Origin of the sequence: Emticicia aquatilis (assembly GCF_014644295.1) — a bacterium.
In the GTDB taxonomy this organism is placed as follows: Bacteria; Bacteroidota; Bacteroidia; order Cytophagales; family Spirosomataceae; genus Emticicia; species Emticicia aquatilis.
In genome coordinates this window covers 68,412-91,358 of record NZ_BMKK01000002.1, presented here as the reverse complement: position 1 = coordinate 91,358, position 22,947 = coordinate 68,412, and the positions used below count along the sequence as shown (strand labels likewise).

17 protein-coding genes are annotated in these 22,947 nt (G+C 36.2%); 10 read left to right on the top strand and 7 right to left on the bottom strand.

The features are described 5' to 3' along the window. Window positions 1-184: 184 nt before the first annotated feature. From IEX65_RS04540 to IEX65_RS04530, 3 genes are read left to right on the top strand one after another with little or no spacing between them, the layout of a single operon-like run. Window positions 185-2,269 (top strand): OmpA family protein, encoded by a 2,085-nt coding sequence (locus IEX65_RS04540; protein ID WP_188764846.1) that lies wholly within the window; start codon window positions 185-187, stop codon window positions 2,267-2,269. 30 nt (window positions 2,270-2,299) lie between these two features. Then, window positions 2,300-4,000: a hypothetical protein gene (locus IEX65_RS04535; RefSeq protein ID WP_188764845.1), complete on the top strand. Its 1,701-nt coding sequence runs from the start codon at window positions 2,300-2,302 to the stop codon at window positions 3,998-4,000. A gap of 15 nt (window positions 4,001-4,015) precedes the next feature. Next, on the top strand, window positions 4,016-5,116 hold the full coding sequence (locus IEX65_RS04530) for an acyltransferase family protein (RefSeq protein WP_188764844.1): 1,101 nt from the start codon (window positions 4,016-4,018) through the stop codon (window positions 5,114-5,116). 1 nt (window position 5,117) lies between these two features. Here the strand turns inward: IEX65_RS04530 and IEX65_RS04525 are convergent, their stop codons facing one another. The 3 genes from IEX65_RS04525 to IEX65_RS04515 form a co-directional block, all read right to left on the bottom strand. Next, window positions 5,118-6,374, bottom strand: a complete 1,257-nt coding sequence (locus IEX65_RS04525) for a T9SS type A sorting domain-containing protein (protein WP_188764843.1) — start codon at window positions 6,372-6,374, stop codon at window positions 5,118-5,120. Window positions 6,375-6,579: 205 nt separating this feature from the next. After that, complete coding sequence (locus tag IEX65_RS04520; protein ID WP_188764842.1) at window positions 6,580-7,329, bottom strand: SPOR domain-containing protein; 750 nt, start codon at window positions 7,327-7,329, stop codon at window positions 6,580-6,582. Window positions 7,330-7,491: 162 nt separating this feature from the next. Further along, window positions 7,492-8,040: an SPOR domain-containing protein gene (locus IEX65_RS04515; RefSeq protein WP_188764841.1), complete on the bottom strand. Its 549-nt coding sequence runs from the start codon at window positions 8,038-8,040 to the stop codon at window positions 7,492-7,494. 173 nt (window positions 8,041-8,213) lie between these two features. Here IEX65_RS04515 and IEX65_RS04510 point away from each other — a divergent pair, with 173 nt between their 5' ends. The 6 genes from IEX65_RS04510 to IEX65_RS04485 all read left to right on the top strand — a co-directional run bounded on the left by IEX65_RS04510 (window position 8,214) and on the right by IEX65_RS04485 (window position 16,684). Continuing rightward, window positions 8,214-10,178, top strand: coding sequence for an alpha-1,4-glucan--maltose-1-phosphate maltosyltransferase (locus tag IEX65_RS04510; RefSeq protein ID WP_188764840.1), 1,965 nt, complete (start codon window positions 8,214-8,216; stop codon window positions 10,176-10,178). Window positions 10,179-10,258: 80 nt separating this feature from the next. Then, window positions 10,259-11,245: a phosphotransferase enzyme family protein gene (locus IEX65_RS04505; RefSeq protein ID WP_188764839.1), complete on the top strand. Its 987-nt coding sequence runs from the start codon at window positions 10,259-10,261 to the stop codon at window positions 11,243-11,245. 66 nt (window positions 11,246-11,311) lie between these two features. Beyond that, the gene (locus IEX65_RS04500) at window positions 11,312-12,280 is read left to right on the top strand and encodes a DUF2157 domain-containing protein (protein WP_188764838.1); all 969 of its coding nucleotides are present in this window, start codon (window positions 11,312-11,314) and stop codon (window positions 12,278-12,280) included. After that, window positions 12,277-13,434, top strand: a complete 1,158-nt coding sequence (locus tag IEX65_RS04495) for a hypothetical protein (protein ID WP_188764837.1) — start codon at window positions 12,277-12,279, stop codon at window positions 13,432-13,434. Before IEX65_RS04500 ends, IEX65_RS04495 begins: the two co-directional genes overlap by 4 nt. A gap of 284 nt (window positions 13,435-13,718) precedes the next feature. Continuing rightward, window positions 13,719-14,348 carry a PAQR family membrane homeostasis protein TrhA gene (gene trhA, locus IEX65_RS04490; protein WP_188764836.1) on the top strand — a complete coding sequence of 210 codons (630 nt, stop codon included), beginning with the start codon at window positions 13,719-13,721 and terminating at the stop codon, window positions 14,346-14,348. Window positions 14,349-14,512: 164 nt separating this feature from the next. Further along, a complete protein-coding gene (locus IEX65_RS04485; protein ID WP_229250516.1) occupies window positions 14,513-16,684 on the top strand; it encodes an FUSC family membrane protein in 2,172 nt (723 codons plus the stop codon). Between the two features lie 7 nt (window positions 16,685-16,691). Here IEX65_RS04485 and IEX65_RS04480 read toward each other — a convergent pair whose 3' ends face one another. After that, on the bottom strand, window positions 16,692-18,581 hold the full coding sequence (locus tag IEX65_RS04480) for an ATP-binding protein (protein WP_188764835.1): 1,890 nt from the start codon (window positions 18,579-18,581) through the stop codon (window positions 16,692-16,694). A gap of 3 nt (window positions 18,582-18,584) precedes the next feature. After that, complete coding sequence (locus IEX65_RS04475) at window positions 18,585-19,301, bottom strand: LytR/AlgR family response regulator transcription factor (RefSeq protein WP_188764834.1); 717 nt, start codon at window positions 19,299-19,301, stop codon at window positions 18,585-18,587. A 189-nt stretch (window positions 19,302-19,490) separates the two neighbouring features. On the opposite strand from IEX65_RS04475, the gene IEX65_RS04470 reads away from it, so the two are divergent. Beyond that, window positions 19,491-19,784, top strand: coding sequence for an HU family DNA-binding protein (locus IEX65_RS04470; RefSeq protein WP_262891835.1), 294 nt, complete (start codon window positions 19,491-19,493; stop codon window positions 19,782-19,784). 132 nt (window positions 19,785-19,916) lie between these two features. On the opposite strand, the gene IEX65_RS04465 is transcribed toward IEX65_RS04470, so the two are convergent. Next, window positions 19,917-21,014, bottom strand: coding sequence for a Gfo/Idh/MocA family protein (locus IEX65_RS04465; RefSeq protein ID WP_188764832.1), 1,098 nt, complete (start codon window positions 21,012-21,014; stop codon window positions 19,917-19,919). Between the two features lie 64 nt (window positions 21,015-21,078). Then, the gene (locus IEX65_RS04460; protein WP_188764831.1) at window positions 21,079-22,827 is read right to left on the bottom strand and encodes a VRR-NUC domain-containing protein; all 1,749 of its coding nucleotides are present in this window, start codon (window positions 22,825-22,827) and stop codon (window positions 21,079-21,081) included. Window positions 22,828-22,947: the final 120 nt, after the last annotated feature.

The window sequence follows — 22,947 nt, the reverse complement described above, 5'->3', positions numbered from 1 at the left end:
CATTTGATAATCAACTGATGATGAATGAATTAAGAACAAAAATTATGAAATTTGCAAAAACTAACGCATAAAAGTATATTTGTATGCGTTGGTAATTTTGATAGTCTAATAAAATTGCATACTTTCGTTGCTTACAGAAAAAACTAACCCAATTAGAGAAAAAACAGTGATTACTCTCAAGAAAATGTTTTTCACTAAAGATATTTCGTCCCATAAATCTTATTCTATTGCCACGTTATTACAATTTGGTACACTCCTATTAGTTTTATTATCAAACGATATAGCACTGGCACAACCCAAAATCCAATGGGCCAGTAAAGTATTGGGCTTTTCGTCGGAAAGAGTCGATGCCAATAACCCTGGGCCACAGTATAGAGCAATTCAGGTTTTGGGCAGCCCTAATAAACTACCGCAAAAAGGCGAAAGTGTGTGTGCGTGGTCATCGGCAGGGGCCGATACTTATGCCGAGGAATTCATTAAAGTAGGCTTTGACAATCCTGTTAGAATAAAACAAGTATCTGTCGGCGAAAACTGGGGTGCTGGAGCTGTTATGCGAGTTTTGGCGTATGATTCTACTGATAGAGAATACATTATACATGAAAATAAAGAAGATGGCCCTACCGAAAAAGGCAGAATGTGGAATATCATTATTCCGCAGACTGAATATAAAGTTCATGCTATAAAATTAATTGTTGCTCCCGCCAAAATACCGGGCTATAATCAAATAGATGCCATCGGTATTTCGGAAATTGATTTGCCATTTGAAGCTAAAATAAATCTTGCAAAAGATATTCCAAAGGAAATTATTAAAGAGAATTTGGGAAAAAGTATTAATTCTAAGGTAAGAGAGGTTGCTCCAATTATTACTCCAGATGGAAAAACACTATTTTTTACAAGAGAAAGTCACGACCAAAATATTGGTAAACTAAAGCTTCAAGATGTTTGGGTTTCGAGAGTAATGCCCGATGGCACTTGGGGAGAAGCTGAAAACATCAAAGAACCCATCAATACACCCGAACACAATGCCGTTTCTACTATTTCGGCCGATGGTAAAACTATTTATTTAGTAAATATTTATATGCCCGATGGCACATTTCGCCCAGGGTTATCAAAATCTAAAAGAACTCGTACTGGGTGGGAGTTTCCAAAAGAAGAAAAGATTATTGATTACTCAAACCTAAGCGATTATACAGAATTTACACTTGCCCCAAACGGTAAAGTACTGGTGATTGCTTGCCAACGGAAAGACACAAAAGGAAGAAAAGATTTGTATGTTTCGTTTTTACGAGACGACAAAGTTTGGTCAAAACCCATCAATATGGGAGCAAATATCAATACTGCTGAAAGTGAAAGTACACCATTTGTAGCGGCAGATTCCAAAACATTATATTTTTCAACAGCTGGTTTTCCAGGCTATGGAGATAATGATATTTTTGTTAGCCGCCGACTCGACAGTACTTGGACAAACTGGAGCGAACCCGAAAACATTGGAGATTTGATAAATACCTCAAAGTGGGACGGTTATTTTACTATTCCTGCATCGGGTGAATATGCTTATTTGAGTTCGGAAGAACGCTCAATTGGAGCAGAAGATATTTTCCGTATTAAGCTTTTCCCGTCAATCAAACCAGACCCAGTTGCGATTATTTCAGGAACAGTTCAGAATGCCTTAGATAAAAAGACACTTGCTGCTGAAGTTGTGATGGAATTGCTAAATGATAGTACTGGAAAAGACCGAATCGTAGCCGAATTTGACCCCGAAACTGGTGAATATAAAATGGTAGTGCCACTCAAAAAGGCGTATAGCTTAAATGCTTCGAAGAAAGGTTTTATCAGTATCAGCGAAAGCCTTGACCTTACAAAAGACCGTCGATTTAGAGAAATTAAGAAGAATATCAACTTAATTCCGGTAAAAGAAGGGCAAACGATGGTTTTAAATAACCTTTTCTTTAACCAAAGTAAGTTTGATATTTTGCCTGCTTCTTATCCCGAGCTCAATCGTATCATTGAATTGATGCAAGAGTATCCAACTATGGAGGTAATCATTGAAGGCCACACCGACGGAAGCGATGATAATATGATGCTCAACGTGAAACTTTCACAAGATAGAGCCAATGAAGTAAAGAAATATTTGGTAGAAAAAGGCCAAATCGAAGCAAAAAGGATTCAGACCAAAGGTTGGGGACAATCGAAACCGATTGCGAGTAATGCTACCGAGGAAACTCGCAAAAAAAATCGTCGTGTAGAATTTACGATTCTAAAACTTTAGAAATTTTTCATTTTATTATTCATTTTTCAAGTGCCAAATCTTTCTATCAAGAACATACTTGCTACTCTTTTAATTCTATTTCCGATTGCAGTATTCTATTTCGTATTTCAAAAATATGCCGTCAATATTCCACATTGGGATGATTTCGCCATTAGAAATACGCTCGCTCAAATGACTGAGACAGGTTCTGTCTTTCAAAAAATAAAATTATTGTTTTCTCAGCACAACGAGCATCGAATTTTACTTACTCGTCTTTCGGCTTGGGTCGTTTTTCTTTCACAAGGAACGCTCAATCTGAAAAGTCTAATGTTTATAGGTATTATCGCTTTGCTCGGAATCCTTTTTCTTTTTTATAAAGTATCCGAAAAGTACAATTCTCCCCTACTTGCATTCGTACCTGTTTCTTTTATTTTTTTCAATGTTGGCTTGTTTGAAAATACATTTTGGGGAATGGCATCGGTGCAGAATTTTGGAGTGATTTTCTTTGCATTTATGACCTTCTATTGGCTCGTTTTCTCAGTTGAAAATAAATATAAACATTACTTTTATCTTGCTTTATTCTCCTGCTGCTTGGGTGTTTTTACGAGTAGCAATGGTATCATTATTCCGCTAATTGGATGCTTAATTTTGCTTGTTCAACAACGAAAAAAGCAACTTTTCATTTGGTTGAGTAGTTCTTTGGTATTTGTCCTTGGCTTTTTCTACGGATTTCAGAAAAACCCTGATAATGTAGTAAAAACTAACTTTTCTGATTTTAAGACTATCATCAAAGGTATTTTAGCTACTTTCGGAAGTGTACTCGACTCATCAGCTATTGCACCAGCCAAACACTTAGATTTAGCTATGGCTTTTGGCTTATTTTTATTGATATTCGTTTGTTTATTTGCCTATCAAGTTATATTCAATAAATACAATCGGGCGGCGTTCCGCTTGTCGCAACGCACAGCAGACCTGTTTTTGTTAGCGTGCTTGGCTTTTATTGGCATTACGAGTGTTGGAATTACGATTGCCCGTATATCGTATGGTATTGAAATATTAATGACAAGTAAATACAAAATTTACTCTGTGCTATCGGTAGTTATTTTTTATTTAGTAGCCTACAATTTATTGGCTGAAAGGTATAAAAATAACTTTATTCAGCTGGCTATTGGATTGAGTATTGGGTTTAACTTTTATACTTATCTGACTGTATATCATGACATTAAATATCTGAATCAAGAACGTATTACCGACCAATTCAAACAACAATACAGCGATAAATCATTTCCTAATGGTGGAATAATGAAGGTTTTACAACAACCCGAAAAGACTTTCTACGATTCGATTATTGATGATATGTGGCAGGTGAAAGATAGCTCATTGAATACTTTAAAAGTAATTCCTAAATCGGAAAGTTATGAGATAACGAAAACTCAAAATGGAGTGAAATTTGATTTTTCGGATGCTGCATCGGGTTTATATTTTATCCTTAAATCTGACAAAAATATTTATTTATATCCCTCACACATCAAACCTCGGGGCATGAAAGCCTACCTCGAACGTGACTTTTTAATAAATAATCAACTCAAAATTGATAACTTTACAGCCGAAATCAGTAAACTATATATTCAATCGGGCAAATACCGTGTTGGTGTAATAGTGGTAGAAAACAATATTAAAAAGATTTCTTGGAGTAAACAAATACTTGATATTCAGGCAATTGAAAAAAACAGACCTAAGCAAAATTGGTAAGATAATTCTCTCATAATGACACAAACAACCACAAACACTTCATATTTAAGACAATTAGACGGGCTTCGCTTTTTGGCGGTAACGATGGTTTTGATTGACCATTGGTCGGGCGATGCCTTGCAGTTTCCGATTAGTTATTTGGGAGTTTGTATGTTTTTTGTGCTGAGTGGCTTTCTGATTACTCGTATTCTGTTACAGGCTCGCCAAAAAGATGAGAGTTTAGGTCGTTCACATAAGTTTTCTTTGAAACAATTTTACATTCGCCGAACAGTCAGGATTTTCCCGATTTATTATCTCACTATTTTGGCCTTGTTTATTTGGAATGTTGAGCCAGTTCGTGAAAAAATTTGGTGGTATATCACCTACACGACTAATATGTACATCGCAATCAAACAAACTTGGATGGGTTCGAGCGACCACCTTTGGTCTTTGGCGGTTGAAGAGCAGTTTTATTTGTTTTTTCCGTTTATAGTTTTCTTTTTATCAGCTCGTTCGTTGCCTAAAATTCTCTTTGGTTTTATTGCTTTATCGGTCGGGCTTCGCTTGTTTTTCTTCCTCAACGGCACAGCTTGGATGACGCCATACGTGTTGATGCCAACTTGTTTAGATGCTTTTGGAATCGGTGGTCTATTTGCCTATTTCTATTTTCATAAAAATGAAGCAGTCAAGAAATTTGTAACTAATAAGGTTTGGTTGGCGGTTAGTCTATTTTTATACATCGGAATTGTACTATGGGGTAAGCAATTTCCTGATGGACATAACATTATCACGGTAGTCTTTCTACGCCTTTTTGAGTCGTTTTTCTCACTTTTCATGGTCGGAAATGCCGTTTATGGTTTTAGTGGCGTCACGAAAAGTGTGTTAGAAAACAAAGCAACGGTTTATTTGGGTCGAATCAGCTATGGAATTTATATCTACCATAAATTTATTTATAATCATTACCATAACTCACCGTCTAACCCTGTGGTGAAGATGCTTAATAAATTGCCTGTAATAGAAGAAAACATGGTTTTGAAAATCATTTTCCTTTATGCTGTTACGGTTGTAATTTCCACAATTTCATGGTATCTGATTGAAAAACCAATCAATAAATGGAAAGATAAGTTTAATTATTAAGTTACTTCACCAGTTTCTTAACTGAAGTTTTTTGCCCATCTAAAACCCTCAGAAAGTACATTCCCTCATTCAAGGCATTTACATCTATCGTAAAAGTTTCGACTGTAACTCCTTGTTTTTCAATACTTTGCAATAGTTTGCCAACACTATCAAAAAGTTCGATTTTGATAGCACGAGGTTGAGATTGTAATGGGAAAGCAACACTTACGGCATCTTCTACGGGATTAGGGAAAACCAACACTTCGAGCGACTGCTCAGGAATTGTTTCAACGCCAGTTACAACATACCCATTTAGGCCATTGATTTGCCATCCCATTTCGTTCAAGCAATTCAGTAGTAAATCTCCTGGCGTGTGGTTTACTTCGGCAGCTCTCACACTCGGCGACATTAAAGAATTAGCCGACCCAACTGGATAAGTACTTTCATCGAGATGCGAAAAACTTGAACCGCTTTTGTAAGGAGACGGAGCATAAAGTCGTGGCAAAGTATTCGCAAAAGCAGGATTTTTCAGACCAAAATACAGAGCATTGCTTGTAAGTGAAGTTTTTAAATCAGTCGATGGATTACCGTAAATACCCGTATTTGTAAGTTTCACTTTTTTTGAATCTTGCATAAACACATCAAAAACATAGGCACTACCCGACTGCCCGTATAAACCTTGAGTATCTGTAACACTCATTGACGATGAAAAACCTAAGCCATGAGCAATTTCGTGCAGCAAAACTGTAATCATATCGTATTTACCAGCTTGAGCTTTAGCATCTGTTCCATAATACCAATTGATAGCACTATTGACAGTTACTGTCATATCGTAATCGGCCGAATTTAGGTCTTTACCCGAAAGAGCTTCGGCCAATGGAGTTGGGTACCATACATTTGAATAGGGCAAATTCGGGATATTGGTACTACTTCTGTAAATACGGGTTGCTCCTGTTTCGGCCAAAACTGTGTTAGACATAGTTTTTGACCAAGTAGCTTTTATCCGAATAGTCTGCGTCGAAATCAAGTATTTTTCCCAGATTGCCACTGCATATTCAAATGGAATTTTGGCTTGTTCGGTAAAATCAACGTAGGTCACTTCGATATTTGAAGTAGCTGCTAAACGGCTACTGGCCGAAATAAATTCTTGAGCGGGGATTTCGGTAAAACTATTTTGTTCGGACAAATAACACACAACGGGCGTTGCGGGCATAGAATCTTGTGCAACTCCCACAAATCGAAATATGAGACTCAGAATAATAGTTATCGAAAAACGCATTAGCAGAAATTTTATTGAGAACACAAAACTATTTATATAGACGAAATAATACTCCAAAAGATTGCATAAAAACAAAAAACTCCCCACTTTCGAGGGGAGTTAACCACTTTTCTTTCGATTGGTGGTTTTTCTAAGAACCTTCCATTATTAATTTTCATCAATAAAAGAAAGCATTGTGAAAATCGTCTTTCCTGACAAATTTAGATTAGAACCCTTTCACAAATGAGTTATAGCCCAGATTCTCCATTTTCTTTTGAGTATCTTCGGCATTTGCTTTATCTTCAAATAAGCCGTAAACTACACGGTAAACCATTGGTTTATCGGCCGACTTGCTTACTTGAATAAATATTTTTTCGATTTCGGCATCACCATTTTTGGCTAATTTTGCTGCAAATTCTTTTGCGGCTTTTAGTTGTCCGAATGCTGCAATTTGTAATCCGAAACCTGAAAGGTCTTTCATTTTACCATTCAAATCATATACGTGATTGATATCGAAACCTTCTAATTTTGTAGTTTCAACCTCAACTTCCTTCTCTTTTACTGTTTTCTTTAATGTTGTAGTGTTGTTTACAGTCGTTGAAGCAGAAGCATCAGCAGTTGCCCAAAAACGCTCAACTTCATCATCGCCTTGTATTTCTTGTACTTTTACTTTAGCTTTTCCCGACTTCGCTCCTATTTCGTCCATTGCACTTTTCGAGATATTAGCCATTGTATTATTATCCCCAGACTTCACACGGTCGTTGATTCTTACTACTACCGACTTTCCGTTTTCTGTGTTTGTCAATTTTACTTTCTTATTGAAAGACATAGAGGCATTTTCTTCTTTCGCAGCAGATGATTTGCCAATTCCGAGGTCATCAGCTAAACTGGCCGTAACTTCTTGAGCTTGACTTTTGATGGCAAAAGTTGTAAGGACAGCTCCAAGTAAGTAAATAAAACGTGCTTTCATAGTCATTGTATTTTTATGGTAATGAGTGTTTTGAATGAATCTTTTCTTGTTCTCTTTTATGATTAAGCGGTGTCAAATAGCGTGCCAATTCATTTTTAAGCATAAAAAAAACTCACGATTTTTTGTATCGTGAGTTTCCTATGAAAGATTTTTCTTTTGCGTAATTTCTTATCTAAATTCTTTTACAAACGGTGAATATCCGAGCGAAAGAAACGTACGTTGTTTTTCACGAGCCGACTCATCAGTTTTCAATAAACCAAAATAAACTTTGTAAAAAGTTTTCTCGGGGTTATTTACTGTATAAATAAATAACTGGCGTTTTTCGGCATCGCCTTTTTGAGCAATTTTCAAGGCATATTCTTTCGCCAAAGTCAAATCAGAGAAAGAAGCCAATTGCAATGCGTAACCAATCAAATCACGTTTTTCTTTCACGTATTTGAAGTTATCATCGTTGAATTTAGTGCTTGAAACCTCTACTTCTTTAGTATTTGAGGCCAATTCTTGCCCTAAATCGTCGTTTTCAATCTCTTGCACCATCACACGAGCTTTTCCTGCTTGAATATTATTCGATTGCTCATTTGATGTCTTTGAAATAATTATAATTTTATCAGAATTATCTTTAGGAGCGGTAATAGAACCGATTCCATCGTAATTATGTGCAAAAGAAAGACTTAAGCTACTAACCGTAATAATCGCAGATAACAAAACTTTTTTCATAGTATTTTTTATTTGAATTTGATTAAATGGTAGCAAACTTCATGCTAAACTTGTTTCTTAGCAGAAAAAAAAAGAAATTTGAAGAATATTTCTTTAACCTAAATGATGAATAACGCTAACTGATGATTGAGAATCAAAATCTCATATAATCATTGGTCCATCTGTTTCGATTTATGAAAAATCATTTTCCTTTCCCTGCCGTTGGACAGAGCCGTGCTATTGTGGAGCGTGTAACGCCCGAAATTGATGGCGGACGATTTGCCACTAAAGCGATTATCAATGAAACTATTACGGTTGAAGCCGACATCCTGATTGACGGACACGATAATTTGGCGGCTCGATTACTTTACAAACACGAGTCTGATAAAAACTGGAGCGAAGTGGTTATGTCCAGCATGGGCAACGACCGCTGGGTTGGTAGATTTACGGCTGCCAAGCAAGGTTTCTACACTTATACAGTTGAGGCTTGGGTTGACCACATTGCCAGTTGGCAACACGAAGTTGACCTCAAAGTACGTGACGGGCAGCATCTGAAAGTAGAAATGATGCAAGGAGAGTTATTCTTGAATGGCATGGCAAAATTGGCCAAAGGCGATGACAAAAAGGCGATTCAAGAAGCGGCCAAAGCAATGGGCAATGAAAGCAGATACAATGAGGCGATTCAGATTGCAATGAGCGACCAAATGCACGAATGGCTAACAAAATACCCCGAGCGTCAGTCGGCATTTCGTTATCAAGAATTAAAACTTTACGTTGACCGTGAAAAAGCTGGATTCTCGGCTTGGTATTCAATGTTTCCACGCTCGGCCGCTCGTGAAGTTGGGAAGCACGGTACATTTAAAGATGTAGAAGCACTTTTACCACGTATTGCCGAAATGGGCTTTGATGTGCTTTATCTTCCGCCAATTCACCCAATCGGAAAAACTCACCGCAAAGGAAAAAATAATACAGTCAATGCCGAAGAAGGAGATGCGGGTGTACCTTACGGAATCGGTTCGGAAGAAGGTGGACACACGGCTATTCATTCAGAACTCGGAAATCTGGCTGATTTCAAGCATTTGGTAGAAGAATGTAAGAAATATGACATGGAAATTGCGATGGATTTGGCTATCCAATGCTCACCTGACCATCCTTGGGTGAAAGAACACCCCGATTGGTTTAAGATTTTGCCAGATGGTACAATTAAATATGCCGAAAATCCTCCGAAAAAATATCAAGATATTTATCCAGTAAATTTCGAAACCGAAGATTGGAAAAACTTGTGGCAAGAACTCAAATCAGTAATTATGACTTGGGCCGAATGGGGCGTTCGCATCATTCGAGTTGATAACCCACACACAAAATCATTTTGCTTTTGGGAATGGGTAATTGCAGAGGTGAAGAAAGATTACCCTGATATGATTTTCTTGGCCGAAGCATTTACGAAGCCAAAAGTAATGCAACAATTGGCCAAGCTGGGCTACACACAATCATATACCTATTATGTGTGGCGAACTTCAAAAGCCGAACTCATCGAGTATATGACTGAGCTAACGAAGGGCGAAATGAGGCATTTTTTCCGACCAAACTTTTGGCCAAATACGCACGATATTGACCCTTATATGCTCCAAACTGGCCATGAGCCATTGTTTTTGATTCGTTATTTTATGGCGGCTACGCTCGTTGGGAATTACGGAATCTTTGGCCCAACGTATGAATATATGTATCATGCACCTTACCCAGGCAAAGAAGAATATGCGTTTTCGGAGAAATACGAAATAAAATGGTGGAATTGGGAACACCGCAATAAACTAACGTATGTGATTTCGCAGGTGAATCGTATTCGTAAAGAAAATACGGCTTTCCATAGTACAAATAATATTGATTTCTGCGAAATAGCCAACGAGCAGTTATTGGCTTATCTAAAAACTGCCAGTAATGGAAATAGAATACTTTGCATAACGAGCCTTGATGGCTATAATCGCCAAGGTGGTTTTGTGAAGATTCCATTATGGAAAATCGGCAAAAACGAGTGGGAAAGTTATCGAGTACACGATTTGATTTCGGGAGCAACTTATATCTGGAAAGGCGACACAAACTACGTAGAGCTTGACCCAAATATTCTGCCTTTCCACTTGTTTAGAATTGAAGATATTTAAAATTATAGAATAAAATATCCATAAAAGCTGTGGTACACTTCAATAATGTGCCACAGCTTTTTAATTAAATCCTCATAAAAATGAACCCTTTTCCTGTTATCAGTTCTAACCTCTCACCTACTCATTTGGCACGTTTTGTTCAAGAAAAATATGGTCTGAGTAGCTTTACTTCATGTAATTTACTAAAGGCAGGAATCAATCATACATATTTGATTAAAGATGGCGAAAAACGATTTATTTTCAGGGTTTACAGCTTTAATTGGCGAAGTAAAAGGGAGATTTCAGAAGAAATTAGACTTCTCAATTTACTTAAAGCTCATGATGTTTCGATTTCTTATCCGATTACTGATAAATCTGAAAGCTATATTCAAACTATGAATGCACCCGAAGGTGAGCGTTTGGCTGTTATGTTTTCGTATGCTGAGGGTGAAAAATTGCTAAATTTTGATGAGCAAAACCACTTTCAAATTGGGGTTTTGATGGCACAAATTCATCAGATTACCAAAAACTTACATGTAAAAAGAATTGAATATACACCCAAAGTTTTAATCGGAAGTGTATTTGAATATTTACCAAATTTCCTTCCAGACGATACGGAAGAAATGGCTTTTATGAAGTCCACACAAGCGTATTTACGGGACGAGTTTTCTAAAGTAAATCTGGAAGAAATCAGAAAAGGCAGTGTACATTTGGATATTTGGTTCGATAACCTCAACATTACGAAAGAAGGAAAAATCACTATTTTCGACTTCGATTTTTGTGGAAATGGCTGGCTTTGTATGGATATTGCTTACTATATTTTGCAATTACACAGCACCGAAAGAGACGAAACTCTTTGTAAATTAAAGATGGATAGTTTCATGGCAGGTTACGAATCTATCACGCCAATTTCGGAAGAAGAAAAGCGAATCTTACCCATGCTTGGTATAAGTCTCTACTTCTTTTATATAGGTATTCAGTGCCAACGATTTGATAATTGGTCGAATACTTTCTTGAATGAAATGTATCTCAAACGCTTCATTAATTTACTCGTAAAACGATATTTTGATTTGAACAGATTAGGGTAATAAAAACGATTGGCATTTTGCAAATGAAAAACATTGAGTACTTTTAACAAAAAGTAGCAAAAGCCTATGCAAAACTCATATTTAGTTGACAAACTTGCCGAAAAAAAGATTATTTCTGAAGAACAAGCCGCTCAAATAAAAACTTCGGACTCAACTCAACCTTTTTCTATTCACTGGGAACTAAGATTACTGCTTTATCTCGGAATTATGCTTTTGAGTACAGGCTTAGGTTTTGTTATTTACGAAAACATTGATACCATAGGACATAACATTCTGATTGGTCTCGTTGCATTAGTTTGTGTCGGGTGTTTTTATTATGCCTTTAGCCATAGAAAACCATTTTCTTGGGAAGAATTAGAAGAAACAACCAACCTTGACGACTTTGCACTTTTGGGAGGATGTTTGGCGTTTCTTACACTCGAAGGATACTTACAATATCAATATAGTTTTTTTGGTAATCGCTACGGCCTTGCGGCTTTCTTACCTGCGGTTTTGTTCTTTTTCTGTGCCTACTACTTCGACCACCGAGGGGTTTTATCAATGGCCATTACCGCATTAGCATCTTGGATTGGCATAAGTATTACACCGCTTCGCTTGCTTAAAAACAATGATTTTAATAGCCAAGATTTAGTAATTACATCTATTTCACTCGGTATTGTGCTAATTATTGTCGGTTGGTTTTCTATTCAAAAATCGCTTAAAAAGCATTTTGGTTTTACCTATTTTGTATTCGGTGGAAATCTGACATTTATTGCTGCTTTATCAGGGCTTTTTGCGTTTGACTTGAAGGTTATTTATGGCATCATTGTAGGCATTCTGGCCTATCTTAGCATTGTTTATGCACGTACCAAACATTCATTCTTATTTTTATTGATGGGGGTTATTTATGGCTACATTGCTTTTACTTACACAATATTTAAAATCTTACCCGATGATATTGACCCATTTTTGTTCATGCTATATTTTGTTCTTTCAGGAACTGGAGTTGTCATATTTTTAATCAAAATCAAAGAAATTGTAGGGCTAAAGAAATGAAAAAAGCATATAACGAAACTTGGGTTGAAAATATCAACAAACAAGAAATTATTGATGATTGGTATTTCAGAAAATTGATTTCAGACGAACAACGCAAGGAGGCAATTCAAGCTTTTCCAGTCGGATTCCATCAGTCTAATTCCTTTGTAAAAATTGGATTATTTTTATTCACTTGCATTGTAGCTTCGGCAAGTTTGGGCTTTGTCTCACTTTTCTTATTCGAAATATTCTCTGAGTCTCGGTTTGGTTTTGCCATCATTAGTCTCATTTATTCAGTTGTTTTCCTTTATTTTTTAGAGTATTTCATCAAAAAAAACAATTTCTATCGTTCGGGTGTAGATAATGCCTTGCTTTATGCCATGCTGAGTGCGGCATTTGGTGCATTTGTAGGCTTTACAAACTACGATTTTCAAGCTTGGATTTATTGTGTAATTGCTCTCGTATTATTAATACCTGCCGTACTTCGTTATGCCGACCCACTTGTAGCGTTTGTAAGCTACATTGTATGGCTCACTCTTTGGTTTGTTGTCGTGACCGAAAACCCAATCGGTAAAGTTATTATTCCTTTCGTTTTGATGATTATTTCGGCCGGAACCTACTTTTTTGTTAAGCTTTGGCAAGAAAAATCAATAAGTGTTTATCACGATGAATGTCAGAATATCATTGAAATTTTGGCATTGGCATCTTTCTATCTTGGCGGCAACTATCTGATTGTAAGAGAAGGAAATGCCCTATTAAACAATCTGGGAACATCTGTTCAGATTGATTATGCAGCACTATTTTATTTTTTCAGCACTGTTATTCCGATTGCTTACATCATTTATGGCCTACGAAAGCATAACCGTAAATTCCTACTGGTTGGTATCGGAGCCGCCGCTTTTTCGATATTTACGTATCGACAATACTTTTCGGTATTACCGCTCGAATGGGCAATGTCTATCGGAGGTGGCCTTCTTGTTGCTTTTTGTGTTTGGGCAATTCGTGTACTGAAATCACCTAAATTTGGCCTTACATCGGAAGCTATGGGAACGAATGAATACAAAAATTTAGAAGCATTTATTGTCAATCAGGCCATGCAACAACCAAATCAACCCAATAAAACCGATTTTGGCAAAGGCAGCTTTGGTGGTGGCGGTGCAGGCAGCGACTACTAAAATTCACAATCAATTGATTTAAGCGACCAATGCTCGGAATAATAATTAACGATTTTAGAATGTTGATATATTTCGAAAAATCTGATATAATATTCGTCAATCGTAATTCTAAGTTTGGAGTGTACGAAGGGTTCAATTTTAATAATTTAGAACGCTAATTTTAAACCGCTGATAATCACAGATATTTAAGAAAATCCGTGCTAATCTGCGATGCTTGCATCCGTGTTATCCGTGTTCCATCAATCCTTAATACAGTCCTAATCCTAAATTCGTAAATATTCTAAATGAACACTCCATCAGAAATAAAAACCGAAATGGCCAATGCCCTTTCACATGGCTTAGGTATATTATTAACGGTGGTAGCGGCACCAGTTTTAATAGCATCTGTTGTGCCGAAGGGTCATTCAATATTGACTTTTGGTGTAGCATTTTACTGCTGCACCATTTTGTTAATGTTTACATTTTCTACACTCTATCATGCTTTTGCCAACCCACTCGTCAAAAAAACACTTAGAATCTTCGACCATATCAGCATTTTCTTTCTTATTGGCGGCACTTACGTTCCGTTTGTAATTCTATATACTACACCCCAAACTGCTCAATGGTTTCTTGGCATTCAATGGACTTTGATTGCCTTGGGAGTTGTAAAAAAAATCTTTTTTACTGGCAAATTCCGATTAATTTCTACTTTAATTTATATTTTTATTGGCTGTTTGGTATTTTTTCTTGGCACCGATTTTTGGAACCAAATACCCAGCAAATCAATTTATTTATTAGCAGCAGGCGGAATCTTGTATTTGGTTGGCACGGTTTTCTATCAAAATCAGAAAATTCCCTACAATCATTTTATATGGCATTTGTTTGTACTTTTTGCAGCTTTTTGCCATTATTTTGCGGTTTTAGTGGTAGTCTAAGAGCTTTTATTTCGGTAATCAGATACCTAAGTAATGGATAAATATAATCGACAATTTTTTAAACGGCTAAATTGTTGTCTATGAATATTTGGTTTACTGCGGACTTGTCGACCGCTTCGGCGGTCCGATATTGACCATTGACTACTTAACACTCAATTTTTAGCATGGAAATAACTATTTCACCAAAAAAAATCCCAAACGAAGTCAAAGGCTTCGTATTAAGCCAATACTTCGGTGATGGCCTTCGGATAACATTTGGGGTTGTACTTCCGAGCTTAATTCTTGCTCAATTTGATTTGCTCAAAATCGGTATTACGTTTTCGTTAGGTGCTGTTTGTGCAAGTATTGCTGATTCTCCTGGACCCATTTCTCACCGACGAAATGCCATGTTTCTCACCATTGGCTTGGTTACGATTATTTCACTACTTACAAGCCTTTGTAGTGTTTCGGTTTACCTATCGGCGGCCTTGGTTGTAGCTTTAAGTTTCTTGTTTTCAATGCTTTATGTCTATGGAGCAAGGGCAGCTTCAATGGGAGTAGCGGCATTATTGGTTATTATAATTGGCATTGATGATATTAGACCGCTCAATGAAATTTTGTTTTATTCACTTTATATTTTTCTCGGTGGTATTTGGTATGCTTTATTGAGCCTATCTATTTATCAAATTATGCCTTACCGATTAGCAAGGCTTTCTTTGGCCGAATCCATTTCCGAAATCGCCACTTTTATGCGTATAAAATCGGGGTTTTATAAAGAAGAAATGGATTATGATGAGAATTACAAAAAACTCATCGAAGCACAAATAACTGTTAATGAAAAACTCGATGCCGTTAGAGAACAATTATTCAAAAACCCAAAGATTGTAGAAGAAAACACTCAAGAAGGGCGACTTCTACTTGTTATTTTTGTGGATATGGTTGATTTGTACGAGCAAATCATGTCAACTTTCTATAACTATCAAAAACTTCACAAGCAGTTTGACCACACGGGTATTTTAGTAGATTTTGAACACATTCTTAATCTTTTAGCCGAGCAAATCGACGAAATTAGCGAATCGCTCAAAGATGGTAGCAAGCCAGAAATAAACCTACTTTTACCACGAAAACTTGATAAATTAAAAAGTAGGATTGAGAATCTAAGCTTAAATAATGAAGATTTTTCGGTAGTTGGCTTACAAGCATTAAGAAATATCGAGATAAATGTTGAAAATATTCTGAATCGAATCAAGAAAATAAATGGCTATTTTAAAGCCAAAGAACAACACAAGTTATCAAGAAACGACTTAAAAACTACGGCATTCACTACAAGTCAGGTTTATGATTTAGATACATTTTTGGATAATCTTAATCTAAAATCCGAAAACTTCAGGCATGCTCTCAGGGTTTCGGGTATGATGCTAATAGGCTTCATAATTGCTCAATCGACCCAATTTTTGCATAGTAATTGGATTCTCCTTACTATCATGGTTATCATGAAGCCAGCTTACAGTCTGACCAAAGAACGTAATCTTGATAGGCTTTTTGGTACGATTGGAGGTGCTTTGATTGGAATGCTCATCTTAAATTATGTAACTGATAGATACTGGCTTTTCGGAATTTTATTGATATGTATGCTCGGAACTTATAGTTTTCAACGAAAAACCTATCTTGTCAGCGTCGTATTTATGACTCCCTTTATCTTGATACTATTTGATTTTTTAGGAATGGGTAGCCGTGCCTTGCTCATCGAACGTGTCTATGATACGGCTATTGGTGGAGGTTTGGCATTTATTGGTAGTTACGTACTTTTACCGCATTGGGAGCATAAAAAGCTCAAAAATACGCTCATCGAAATGCTGGAAGCTAACTTGGCATATTATCATCAAGTTTCACAAATGTACTTTGGTGAAGAATACCAACGAGTACCGTATAAGATTGTACGTAAAGAAGTTTTTGTCAGAAGTGCCAATTTGGCTTCGGGTCTTCAACGGATGTTTTCCGAACCCAAACACAAACAAATGAGTATCAAAGAAGTGCATAAATTCTCGGTACTCAACCATCTGCTTTCTTCGTATGTGGCTACGCTTGCCTTGTATTCGAGAGAACATTTCGATACTCTTCCAAGCATAGAAAGTTTAGAGGTGATTTCTACCAATACTGAGGTTTTGATAAAAGAAGCCATGAAGATTATCGAAAAAAGTGAGTTTGTTGTAAAGGAAAATATTCAATTACTCAAAATCAAAAGTGTAAATACAGAAGATGCTGACGAAAGTACGATTCTGATTGCCGAACAGTTTATGAATATTCAGAAAGTGGCTTATGATATTTGTAAAATTTCGGAGCGAATCGAGCTTTAATGAGCGTTTACGAAGCTGCACAGAAAATACTAAAAGTTGTGCCTTTGCCAAGTTCGCTTTCTACGCTTATCTTTCCTCCATTAAGTTCGACTAATTCTTTCACAAGTACTAAACCCAAACCTGTACCTTTCTCGTGAGCAGTACCGCTGGTTGAATCGTTTTTTCCTAAATCAAACACATTGGCCAATTTATCTTTTGCAATACCCACGCCATCATCGGTGATTGTGAGAATGGTAGTTGTGCCATTTTTATGTAATTCAAAGGTAATATTACCGCCATTTTTAGTAAATTTAAGAGCATTTTGAAGTAAGTTGCGTATGATTATTCTAAAATGGTTTTTATCAAACGTTACCTCAGCAATTGGCGATACTTGATTGTAAATTGTAATCTGCTTCGCTTCTTGTGTAAATTGCAACAGCGAGATTTTTTCTTCAATTATCTCAGATACATTTACTTTAACTAATTTTGGTTTCAATCCTTCCATCTGCGAAATAGCCCAATTCAGAACATTATCTAAGCTATTTCCTACATTACTTAGTTGTGTATTTAGTCTATTTGTGGCTTCGGCAAACTCTTTCTGACTTAAAGCTCCCCAATTAATGAGCATCATATAGTTTTTTAGACTTGCGACAGGTGAGCGTAAATCATGTGAAAGAATAGCAAAAAGTTTATCTTTAGTGGTGTTTAACTCACTCAAAGTATCTTTTTGAGCTTGAATTTTTTGTTGATTTCGATGCAAAAAAAGTAAAAATGCAATCAATAACATTACGGCTACACCTGCAATAATCAAAAATATTTGTTGTTGCTGTCGTTGAGTTTCCAAAAGTGTTATTTCTATCTCTTTTTTCTCTAAATCTAATTTGGCCTTGAGTTTGGTCATTTCCAACCTACTATTTTGGGTTTGGCGTTTTTCTTTGAGCCACAGCAAGACTTTTGATAATTCTTTACTGACCTGATAAGCTCTTTTATAAGCACCTTGCTCTAAATACAGTTTTTCTAAGTTCTTAAAAATAAAACTAAGATGGAAAGTATCAACTTTTATAGCTTTCCGCTCAGACTCTAAACTTCTCAAAAACAACATTTCGGCTTCTGAATACTTTTTCAATATTATCGCTAAACGGCCAATATTATTTAGATAAACAAACTCACCTTCAGTTTTTTTTAATTGAGGTTTTACAACTTCCAATTTTTTTGCAAGGGTGAACGCTTGTGTTTTTTTTCCTTGAACAAGCAGAATATCACAATAATCTAATCCATCATCAAACCACTCATCTATATCATTTTTTTGACTTGATTGCATTGCCAACTCGGTAAATTTCAGGGCCTCATCATAGTCTTGAGTTGAAAAGTAATAATTACTAAGAACCGCATAAGCATTGTTTAAGCTTCGCCAATCATTATCTTTTTTAGCAAATTCAATCGCTTTATAAAAAAGCTCTATTGGACTTCCAATTCCTTGATGTAGAGAGATAATACCCATAATTTGATAGCATCTTGCCAATGAATAATAATCATTTATGGGTTTTGCTACCGAAATACTTTTATTAAACCACTCCAATGCCTTGGTTTCATCTTTTGTGTAATACATATTCATGTAGCCAAGTTTATACATGGCTCGTGCTACATATTTCTTGTTATTAGCACGTTTCGCAATTTCTAATAATTGGGTAAAATAATAAAAGGAAGAATCGGGTTGAGTTCGCTCATAGGCATCTCCTAAATCATACAAAAACCTACACTTTGCAGAATCAGCCTTTGTTAGTTTCAAAGCATTCTTTAGGGAAGTTACATCTTGAGCCTGGGCCAATCCATTCATACAAATAAACATAATCCATAGACTTAAATTATATTTATGGCAAAGGCAGATGTAAAAAAGCTTTTTCAAAGTATTTTTCATAGTTTAGCTATTTCTGCTAACTAAATTTCCGTCTATATGTTTGCGATTGATTTGAGAGCGATATTGGTCACCAATCGGAATAACTTGCCCGTTAGAAAGTGTAATTTCATTTTTACCAATAACACTAATTTCTGAGCGATTAACTAAAAAAGAGCGATGTACTCGCAAGAATCTATCTCCTTTGAGCTGCTCTTCCATTTTTGTAATGGATAAAATCGGCAGAAAACTTTGTGTAGTAGTTACAATCTGCAAGAAGTTCTCTTGGGCTTTCATATAAAGCACATCTTTGTACAGTATCTGCACATAGTTGAGGTTCTCTCTCACAAAAAAATAAGGTTCTATCTCTGCAATTTCGGGTGGATTTAAGTATTTAAGACGTACTTTTTCGATACTTTGCAGGAAACGGTCGAGGTCTATTGGTTTTAATAAAAAGTCAACGGGAGAAACCTCATAGCAATCTAAAGCATAATCTCGATGAGCGGTAACAAAAATCGCTAACGGTGCCGAGCGAAGACTTTTTACGAATTGTAGCCCTGACATTTCTGGCATCTCAATATCACAAATGAGTAAGTCTATATCTTCATCTACCAGTTTTGCATAGGCTTGCATGGCAGAATCACACACTCCAACCAAATTTAGTAGAGGATTCATCTGTACGAGCTTGCTGATAATTTTTTGCCAATCTAAATTGTCATCAATAATCAGTGTATTTATCTTCATTGCAAAATGTTTTGGTTCCTTATTTATTTTTAATGTACAATTTTAACGGTTTCACTTACAAAACTGCATAGTTGATAAACTCTCCTTTTTTTTACTTGTGATAGCGAACAGTGAAGATTAATTTTGATTCATAAGGCATAACGGTTATTGCTACAAAAAAACAAAAAAAACGCTAAAACTCCGTTATGAATATCAACATTTGCTGAAAATTATACAAAACAACCAATGACCCGAGCAGACTTAAACCAAGAAATTAGTCGTAGAAACAAAATAAATGCGACTGAGGTCTCGGTTATTACCGAGGCTTTATTTGAAGTAATTAAAGATGAAATTGCTAAAGGAAACAAAGTTACATTTAAAGGCTTTGGCACTTTCAGAACCAAACGAAGAGCAGCTAAAAAAGTACAGCTCATCAAACAAAAACAAACTGTTGATTTGGCAGAACATTACATACCTGCTTTCTTACCATCGAAGTTTTTTTAAATAAATGACAATTGCTATTGACTCAAAACACTCGTACCCCAAAAAGTAAAAACTGTTGAATTCCAGAACAACAAATGATTGTGAACCAAAAATTACGAAACGCAGATGATTATTATCATTTGCGTTTTTTTTTTACCACTCAATCTTAACCGTCCTCCCACTCTCAGCCGATTGCTTGATGGCTTCGATAATCTTCAAATCAATCATTCCCTCTTCGCCCGATGCTTCAGGTTTTTGTTTATTGATAATACTTTCAGCGAAACCATCCATTTGTTTAATCTGCTGAAAATCAAGCACTTTAAAGTTCATGTCTTTGCGTTCACCATCAAAGAATTGTCCAGCCGTACCGATTGCATTATATGAAGGACTCAACGAAAACCATCGCCAACCAGTTGTAGCATGAAGCCTATCAACGTAAGATGAGTAAGTAGTGGTTGAATTGGAAATTGCACCACTCGGAAAATTCATTTGAAAGGTCATTCCTTCATAAATATCCTTAAAAATGGTTTTATCCATAATAAATCCTTGAGCCGATACGGCCGTTGGCAACTCTCCCAATGTTCGTCTTGCTCCTTGAATACAATATACGCCCAAATCCATGATTGCCCCTCCCCCGCCAAGTGCTTTATTCAATCTCCAAACCTTCGGATTTGCCATCGAAAAACCTAAGCTACTTTCTATCATTTTCACCTCGCCATAGACTTTTTCTGTGCCAAGACGCTTCATTTCGAGGTGATGTGGCTCAAAATAAAGCCTATACCCTACCGAAAGTTGCACTTTTGCAGCATTGCAGGCAGCTATCATATCTTTACATTCTTGCACATTCATTGCCATAGGTTTCTCGCAAATTACGTGTTTACCAGCCTTTGCTGCTCTAATCGTAAATTCGGCGTGCATCGAATTTGGCAGTACTACGTACACAATATCAATATCAGGATTGTTTCTGATTTCGTCGAAATTCTGATAGTTATATATATTTTTCTGTGGAATATTATATTGTTTCGACCACATTTGGGCTTTTTCAGAGCTTCCCGTAACGATTCCAGTCAGTTTACAAAGATTCGTTTGTAATAATGCTGGGGCGAGTTGGTTGGTTGCGTAGTTTCCCAAACCGACCAAAGCAATGCCCAGTTTTTTACCTTCTTCAACAAAAGCCAAAGTTTTGTCAGAAAGCATTACTGCCCCCGAAGCAAGAGCAATTTTCTGGATAAAATCTCTTCTATTAATCATTTTTGTATAGCTTTTTCGTTTTTGTAAATATATATTCATCAAATACTACAAACAGCACTTTATACTACTGTGAACTGTCGACAGTTGACTGTTGACTACTTTGTTCTTCTTCTAATGTATCATTTTCCTTCCAATAAACCCTCAAAACTTTGGCATTTACACCAATTTCTTGAAAATATTGCAACCAAGAAAGTTGTTGATTCGATAAATTATCTGTGGGTGATTTTACTTCTACAAAACAATATTCTCCAGCGATATCATCCCACATGAAAAGGTCTGGAAATCCACGCAAATGTTCAACTAAATTCTTCGACATTTCGTGCAGGATTTTCTTCATCGCTTCAAATTCTATCAACTCAACTGCTTTTCTGACAATCAGCCAAATCTCTTCTAACCAAACCACAAACGGATTGGCTATGCCAAATTTTGACTCGTATCGCTCTCCCATGTAAACGAGTAAATCTTGCACATCAGCAAAAGTATCTAAATGGCTTATGATTAAATCTTTACGTTTTTCGTAAAAATCAGGCAAATACAAATCTGAAGGCCGACGCTGGAACGGATGATGAAAAGCCACCAAACTTGGGTCAAAGACAATATCCCAAAAAACTAAACCAAAAATGGCTCTCCAAAGATGATTTTCTGAGAAAACTGCCAGTTTGCCCTCTTGGTGATAATAATCTACTACGCCCATTTCAACTTGATGTCTAAAATCAATAGAAACCGTAATTGACTCAGCCTGATGCAACCACGAAGTTGTACTTTTCTTAGTTCGTTTTTTAGTGTTGAGTTTATTAAGGAAATCAATAGCATAAAATTTTTCGTCGGCATTTTTAGGGTACTCAATCATTTGTTGGCACAAAGAAAATGCTTCGTCGATATGATTCAACTTTTGAAGTGTTCGCACTTGTCGCTCTCTTGATGGCACTTGTTCAGTAAGTCGATATACCAACAAAGCTTCATCTAAAAGCTTACTTTTTTCCAAAAAAGTAGCTACTTTGATAATCAAACGCTCGTAAGATGGTTTTGCAACTTCGCTCAAATCATTCACAGAATCGGCAAAATTCATAAACCAGTCATAAACATCAAGTGCGGGAGCAGTATCTTTTAGCTGAGAAAACAAATCGTTTTGGTCAGTAATCAGCCATTTATCCTCGGCATCTTTACGGGTATTAAAACGAGCCACAAGTTTGTCGTCATCATGGGTTTCAAATTGTACTAAACCCATATCACGCATCACAAACTCGGTCATATCGAGATAGCGATTTCCAAAAAACAAAAACTTCATAAAGGTTACTTCATACTCAAAGCAAACTTTGATGATTGGCTCGAAACTATTAAGTACTTCTACGATTTGGGCAAGCTCAAAATCTTGTAAAATAGCCTCTACGAGTTCTTCTTTTTTTAGTTTTTTATATGTAGTTTTTTTCTCAGTGTGTAATTTAGAAAATTGCTCTACTAACTCTTTTGTAGTCCAAACACTAAGCATTTCCTTACTGAACGTCTTGTGTTTTTCTGGATTGAGACTTTCAATAAATTCTCGTTCGAGTAGTTCGTTGAGTAATGCAGGAATGTCAGTTAATTCACTGTATGCCAACTTATTAACTCGAAAAAATAAACCCCGTCGATTAGAAAAACGGATAAAAAGACACTGAGCATCTTCACTCAAACAATAGTATTTTCGCAAGAAACGCCATTCGCCTTCATTTAAGATATGACGGTATTTTTCCTGTACAAAATCCAGTACATAATTGAAGTATTCGAGATAATATTTTGGAGGAAGTTCGTTTTTGGGAGTTTGTTCTATTGCCATTCTTTGTAGGATTCAATCACGGAAAAATACTGCCAAAAGTACGAATTTATTGTGTCATACCTACGGCATGATTTCATTTTACTCTAAACTTTCTTTCGATTTACAATCCCTACGGGATTT